This is a genomic window from Nocardia sp. No.11 (assembly GCF_038752175.1).
In the GTDB taxonomy this organism is placed as follows: Bacteria; Actinomycetota; Actinomycetes; order Mycobacteriales; family Mycobacteriaceae; genus Nocardia; species Nocardia canadensis.
On sequence record NZ_JBCGFB010000077.1, the window covers coordinates 22,884 to 29,326 of the forward strand.

7 protein-coding genes are annotated in these 6,443 nt (G+C 69.5%); 4 read left to right on the forward strand and 3 right to left on the reverse strand.

Annotated elements, in window-relative coordinates; translation table 11 throughout:
• Positions 1–38: 38 nt before the first annotated feature.
• The gene (locus V8688_RS21425) at positions 39–800 is read right to left on the reverse strand and encodes a lysophospholipid acyltransferase family protein (RefSeq protein ID WP_342801555.1); all 762 of its coding nucleotides are present in this window, start codon (positions 798–800) and stop codon (positions 39–41) included.
• A gap of 41 nt (positions 801–841) precedes the next feature.
• On the opposite strand from V8688_RS21425, the gene V8688_RS21430 reads away from it, so the two are divergent.
• The 4 genes from V8688_RS21430 to V8688_RS21445 all read left to right on the forward strand — a co-directional run bounded on the left by V8688_RS21430 (position 842) and on the right by V8688_RS21445 (position 4,324).
• A complete protein-coding gene (locus tag V8688_RS21430; RefSeq protein WP_342801556.1) occupies positions 842–1,771 on the forward strand; it encodes a hypothetical protein in 930 nt (309 codons plus the stop codon).
• Between the two features lie 115 nt (positions 1,772–1,886).
• Positions 1,887–3,422 (forward strand): Rieske 2Fe-2S domain-containing protein, encoded by a 1,536-nt coding sequence (locus V8688_RS21435; RefSeq protein ID WP_218717470.1) that lies wholly within the window; start codon positions 1,887–1,889, stop codon positions 3,420–3,422.
• A gap of 191 nt (positions 3,423–3,613) precedes the next feature.
• Positions 3,614–3,985: a hypothetical protein gene (locus V8688_RS21440; protein WP_218717469.1), complete on the forward strand. Its 372-nt coding sequence runs from the start codon at positions 3,614–3,616 to the stop codon at positions 3,983–3,985.
• 36 nt (positions 3,986–4,021) lie between these two features.
• The gene (locus V8688_RS21445; RefSeq protein WP_342801557.1) at positions 4,022–4,324 is read left to right on the forward strand and encodes a metalloregulator ArsR/SmtB family transcription factor; all 303 of its coding nucleotides are present in this window, start codon (positions 4,022–4,024) and stop codon (positions 4,322–4,324) included.
• Between the two features lie 34 nt (positions 4,325–4,358).
• On the opposite strand, the gene V8688_RS21450 is transcribed toward V8688_RS21445, so the two are convergent.
• Positions 4,359–5,405: a Gfo/Idh/MocA family oxidoreductase gene (locus tag V8688_RS21450; RefSeq protein WP_342801558.1), complete on the reverse strand. Its 1,047-nt coding sequence runs from the start codon at positions 5,403–5,405 to the stop codon at positions 4,359–4,361.
• A 66-nt stretch (positions 5,406–5,471) separates the two neighbouring features.
• On the reverse strand, positions 5,472–6,443 hold a 972-nt coding region (locus V8688_RS21455; RefSeq protein WP_342801559.1), incomplete at its 5' end, for a DUF3558 family protein.

The following is a 6,443-nucleotide window of genomic DNA, read 5'->3' on the forward strand; positions in this document are numbered from 1 at the left end:
GCGCTGAGGGCGCGGCGGCGGGAGCGAGTCGGTCGGGATCAGGCTTCCGGCTGCTCCCGCTGGGCGGCCTTGCGGGCGAGGCGCTCCGCGGCCTCGGCGTCGTCGAGTGCGGTGGCCTCCTCCAGGGTCGGGGCGCTGCCGCCGAGGCGACGCGGGACCCAGTAGGCGCCGGGCTCGTGCTCGTAGGATTCCTGCAATTCGGCCAGCAGCCCCTGCATCGTGCTCCGGAGCTGGGCGGTCAGCTCGGCGGCCGGTTCGTACGGCTTGATCGGGGCGCCGACCGCGATCGAGATGGGGGTGTTGGTGCGGCCGAGGCGCTTGGGGAAGCCCTTGGTCCAGACGCGCTGGGCGCCCCAGATGACGATCGGGATGATCGGGACGTCGGCCTCGAGTGCCATCCGGGCCGCGCCGGACTTGAATTCCTTGATCTCGAAGCTGCGGCTGATGGTGGCCTCGGGGTAGACGCCGACCAGCTCGCCTGCTCGCAGGTACTTCACCGCCGACTTGTAGGAGTCGGCGCCCGCGGTGCGGTCCACGGGGATGTGTTTGAGGGCGCGCATGATCGGGCCGGAGATGCTGTTGTCGAACACCTCCTGTTTGGCCATGAACCTGATGTAGCGACCAGGTGTGCGCGCGGGCAGTCCCGCGTAGGTGAAGTCCATGTAGCCGGTGTGGTTGATCGCCACCACGGCACCACCGGACGCGGGGATGTTCTCCGCGCCTTTCACGGTGAACTTCAGACCTTCGAGGAAGAAGACGGTTCGGGCCAGGCCGATGATCGACCGGTAGACGGGTTCCACAATTCAGCTAGCGTAGTCGCAGATCGTGCCACGGCCCAGGAATGAGGAACGTCGTAGTGGAACGCGCGCAGCCGACCCCGCCTGCTCTGCCCCGTCCCCGCCCGCACCGCGCCGTCGCGCTGGCCGCGGGACTCACCGTCACCGCGGCGCTGATCGCCGGGTGCGATTCGGTCTCCGGCATCCCCGGTGACGATCCGGCACCGGCGGGCACCACGACCGCGACGGCACCTCCGACCACGTCCACCGCCACCCAGGCGATCGCCCCCGGCGAACCGGCGCCGACGAAGGCCACCACCCCGCTGCCCGCCGACGCGCCGCAGGTCGGCGCGGTGCCCGGCGACGCCGACGCGGTGACCGCGGTCCGCCGCTGGGCCGCCGACCTGCAGACGAGCACGGTCGCCGAACTGCAGGCCAAGTGCTGGACCATCCCGCCGCGCACGGTCGCCGACATGTACGCCGACCCGCAGTCGATCCTCGCCGCGCTCGGCCAGCCCGGCACCGCGACCGCCGACACCGTCACCTGGCGAAACCGCACCACCACCGTCACCGTGGAGCGCGATGCCGTCGCCACCGGTTACGCCTGTGGCCGGGTGTTCGCGGCAGGCGTCGAGCCCGGTTACGACGAAGCCGATGCCCGCCACACCGTCCGCCGCTACCTCGCGCGCGCCACCGGCAAACCGCTCGATCCGGCCGACATCGAAGACACCCATCCGCTGACCTGCAAAGCGAGCCTCACCACCTGGGATCCCCAGGGCACCGGCAACCCCACAGCACCCCCGCTGGCCGGCGACTCGGGCAAAGTAGGCAATGTCACCTCCTATACCGGTGACGAGCTACGATCCGAGCAGGTTCGCGGCGACTACCTGGCAGTTCATGTCCCGGTGACCACCTCGCCGGGGGGCACGCGGGTGCGGACTTTCACCGTGGTACCGACCGCCGAGGGCTACTGCATCGGTGACGTCACGGTTTAGCCACTACCCTGGTTGGCTGGTCCGCCGGAGCAGCCAGGGTCCGGAGGCGGCAGCTTGCGTGACCACGCAGGGCCCCCGATCCGGCGAATCAGATACTGGTAGGAGGAAACAGCTCGTGCAGATCACCAGCGTCGGACACGCAGGCTTCCACATCCGAACCACGGCCGGGACGATCCTGTGCGACCCCTGGGTCAATCCCGCGTATTTCGCCTCGTGGTTCCCGTTCCCGGACAACTCCCAGCTCGATTGGGAGTCGCTCGGCGATGTCGACTACCTGTATGTCTCGCACCTGCATCGCGACCACTTCGACGCCGCGCATCTGCGCAAGTACGTCAACAAGGACGCCACGATCCTGCTGCCGGACTACCCGGTGCCGGATCTGCGCCGCGAGCTCGAGGCGCTGGGCTTCACCAAGTTCTTCGAGACCGAGGACTCGGTCAAGCACACCGTCACCGGCCCCAAGGGCTCGCTCGACATCATGATCGTGGCGCTGCGCGCGCCCGCCGACGGCCCGATCGGCGACTCCGGCATTCTCATCTCCGACGGTGAGACCACCTGCTTCAACATGAACGACGCGCGCCCGGTGGACATGGACGTCATCCACGAGGCGTTCGGCGACATCGACATCCACCTGCTCCAGTACTCCGGCGCCATCTGGTACCCGGCCGTCTACGACATCCCGGCCCGCACCAAGGCCAACTTCGGCAAGCAGAAGCGGCAGCGCGGCATGGACCGCGCCCGCTCCTACATCGAGCAGGTCGGCGCGACCTGGGTGGTGCCCTCGGCGGGCCCGCCGGTGTTCCTCGACGACGAACTGCGCTATCTCAACGACGACCGCGGCGAGGAAGGCAACATCTTCCCCGACCAGATCGTGTTCCTCGAGCAGATGGAGATCCACGGCAACGCCGGTGGCATCCTGATGATCCCGGGCTCGGTCGCCGACGTGCGCGGCAAGGAGCTCGACCTCGCGCACCCCTTCGATCCGGACCGGATCTACGGCGACAAGGCCGCCTACATCGCGGAGATGGCCGAGCGGTTCGCACCCGTGCTGGCCGCCGAGAAGGCATCCTGGGAGACCGGCGAGGGCTCGCTGCTCGAGCCGCTGCGCGAGCTGTTCGAGCCGATCATGAAGCAGTCGGCGCTGATCAGCGACGGCATCGGGTACCCGGTCGGCCTGGTCATCGGCGACGAGACCGTGGTGCTGGACTTCCCGCACCGCACCGTCCGCGCGCCGATCGAGGGCGAGGGCCGCTACCGCTACGGCTTCCGGATCGCTCCCGAGCTGGTCCGCACCGTGCTGCGCGACAACGAGCCGGACTGGGTCAACACGATCTTCCTGTCCACCCGCTTCCAGGCGTGGCGCATCGGCGGCTACAACGAGTTCCTCTACACCTTCTTCAAGTGCCTCACCGACGAGCGCATCGCCTACGCCGACGGCTGGTTCGCCGAGGCCCACGACGACTCCGCCGTCACCGAACTCGACGGCTGGGAAGTCCAGCGCCGCTGCCCCCACCTCAAGGCCGACCTCTCCAAATTCGGTGTGGTGGAAGGCAACAACCTGACCTGCAACCTGCACGGCTGGCAGTGGGACCTGGAATCGGGCCGCTGCAAGACCTCCAAGGGCCACGAGCTGCGCTCGCGCAAGCTCTGACTCCGGATTCCGAACGGGCGGGACGGCTTTCGTCCCGCCCGTTTCGTCTGTCCACCCGCCTGTCCACTGTTTGCATAACTTGCAAACTGCCAATCTTCGGACAATTCCGGGTCGATTCGGCCGACGGAACTCCCGCCACTGACCTAGCGTCACCATCGACGGTCAACCGCTCCGATTCGGAAGGAAATCCCTTGGCGGACATGGATATCGCACTCAAGGAAATGATGCTGCTCGACGGGGCGCTCGGCGCCTGCATCGTCGACTACACCAGCGGCATGACCCTCGGCGCGCTCGGCGGATCCAAGACCCTGGATCTACAGGTCGCCGCCGCGGGCAACACCGAGGTGCTGCGCGCCAAGGTCCGCACCATGGAGCAGCTCGGCATCGACGACGGAATCGAGGACGTGCTCATCACCCTCAGCGGGCAGTACCACCTGATCCGGCCCTCCAAGGCGCGCCGGGCCAAGGGCCTGTTCCTCTACCTCGCCATGGACCGCGCCCGCGGCAATCTCGCGCTCGCTCGCCGTCGCCTCGCCGACATCGACGCCGAGCTCGAGATCTAGCCGTTCGTGCCGGGGACACAGCGGCCGCTGTATCAGATGAAGGCCGACTTATTCAAAACCCTCGGGCATCCCGTGCGGATTCGCGTGCTCGAACTGTTGAGCGCGCGGCCACATGTGGTCGCGGAGATCCTGCCCGAGGTCGGCGTCGAGGCGGCGACCCTGTCCCAGCAGCTGTCGGTGCTGCGGCGGGCCGGATTGGTGACCTCGCGCCGGGACGGGCAGTCGGTCACCTACGCACTCACCTCACCGGAGGTCGCCGAGCTGCTCGCGGTCGCGCGCGGCATTCTGACCGGCGTGGTCGCGGTGCAGGTCGAAGCGCTCGGGCCCGCGGTCCACTGATCGCGGTTCCCTGACCGGGTCGGATCGCGCCCGGTCAGGGCTCGTCCCGGCCCGCCACGTGGACGGCGTACTCCAGGATGCGCAAGGTGTGCACGGCGTCACGGGGGTCGACCGGGACCGGGGCATCGTCGAGGAGGGCGGCGGCCATGCCGGCGTAGAAGGCGGGGTAGTCACCGGGCACGGTGGGAACGGCCCGCAGGTCGTCGCCCGCGCCGAAGGTACCCCAGCGGTCCGGCGGCACTGTGCCCCAACCCGGTTCGCCGTCACCGGGTCGGCGGCCCGCGCGCAGGTCGTCCTCCTGCGGATCCAGACCGTGGACGGTGTAGCCGCTGGTGGAGCCGAGCACGCGCAGCCGGGGGCCCAATTGTGGTGCGACGGCGCTCATCCACAGCTGGGAGCGGGTGCCGCAGGCGTGGGTGAGGGCGATGAAGGCGTCGTCGTCGGCCTGGACGCCGGGGCGGCGGCGGTCGAGTTCGGCATAGACCTCGGTGACCGGGCCGAACAGGGTCAGGGCCTGATCGACCAGGTGACTGCCGAGATCGAACAGGATGCCCGCGCCGTCGGCCGCGGTGCCCAGCTCACGCCAGCCGCCCTTGGTGACCGGACGCCAGCGTTCGAACCGGGACTCGAATCGCCGCACCTCGCCGAACTCCCCCGCGTCCAGCAGCGCGCGCACCGTCAGGAAGTCGTTGTCCCAGCGGCGATTCTGGAACACGCTCAGCGCGAGTCCGGCGTCCTCGGCAGCGGTCACCACCGCGTCGGCGTCGCTGGAGGTCACCGCGAACGGCTTGTCGACCACCACGGGCAGACCCGCGGCCAGGGCCCGCAACGCCAAGGGCGCGTGACTGCTGTTGGGCGTGGCGATCACCGCCAGGTCGATTCCCGCCGGATCGGTGAACAGCTCGTCGGCGTTCGGTACCACTCGCACACCGGGATGCTCGGCCCGCGCCTTCGCCGCCCGCTCCTCGGACGAGGTCACCACCGCCGCCACCCGCAACCGTGGATCGGCGGCGATCAGCGGCGCGTGGAACACCGACCCGGCCAGGCCGTACCCGACTACCGCTACCCCGAGCTGGTCCATCGCTGTCCCTTTCGTGGTGGGTCCCCGGGATCGAGTATGCCCCGGGGCCGACGGGGGACGGGGATCTCAGCGGTTCGCCAGTTTCTCCGCGGCCGAGCGCAGGATCTCACCGGCGATCGCGCAGTAGTCCTCGCGCATGCCCTCGGCGCCGTGCACCGACACCTCGACCGTCTCCGTCTCGGACTGGGGTACGAGGTAGGCCCTGGTGCACATGGCCATCGTGCTGGTGGGCTGGTCGACGTAGAGCCGGAACCCGTCGACGGAGATCGTCACCAGCTCGGTGCCGGAGGTGTACCTGCTCTTGCTGACGAGCTTCACGCTGAGCTGCACGCTGCCGTTCCACTGACAGGTGTGCGCGTCCGCGATCGTCGGCGCAGGCGGCAGTCTGCCGATCTTGGCGGCGACGAGGTCACGATCGAGCAGGGTGCATGGCTCGACCAGCGCCAAGGACGACTCCTGATGCTCCACACGCGGCGCGGACGACAGCGACCGGGCGATATTCGCCGCGATGTAGTCGATGCCGTCGCACCCCTTGACCCCGCTCGGCGGTGAGAGGGTGATGACGATGCCCGCCGGACCCTCCGCACCCGGACTCGCGATGGCCCTGGTGCAGGCGGCCGCACTGCCGTCGATGATCGGCACACCGTCGACGACGTTCTGGTTCGGCGTCAGGTACATGTCCTCGGTGCCCAGCTCCAGACTCAGCGAGGTCCGGTTGGAGGTCGCGAAGCACCCCCAGGACGGCGACTGGTCCAGCTTCCAGGTGTCGGCGGCGAGCGGGGCGGGCGCGACCGGGACCGCGTCGCCGATGGCCTCGCCGAGCCAGGCGCACGCATCGGTCTGCCGCAGCTGGGCGAGGGTCAACCCGGTCACCGGCGGCGGTTCGCTCGCCGGTCTGGTGGCCCAATAGGTGAGACCGCCGACGACGAGCAGCAGCGCCGCCAGCCCGCCGGCCAGCGCGCGCCGGATCTCCGGGGTGGCCGCGCGCCAGCGGTGCAGGCCGGATCGCGCCACCCGCCTGCCGGTGTCGAGCGCGCG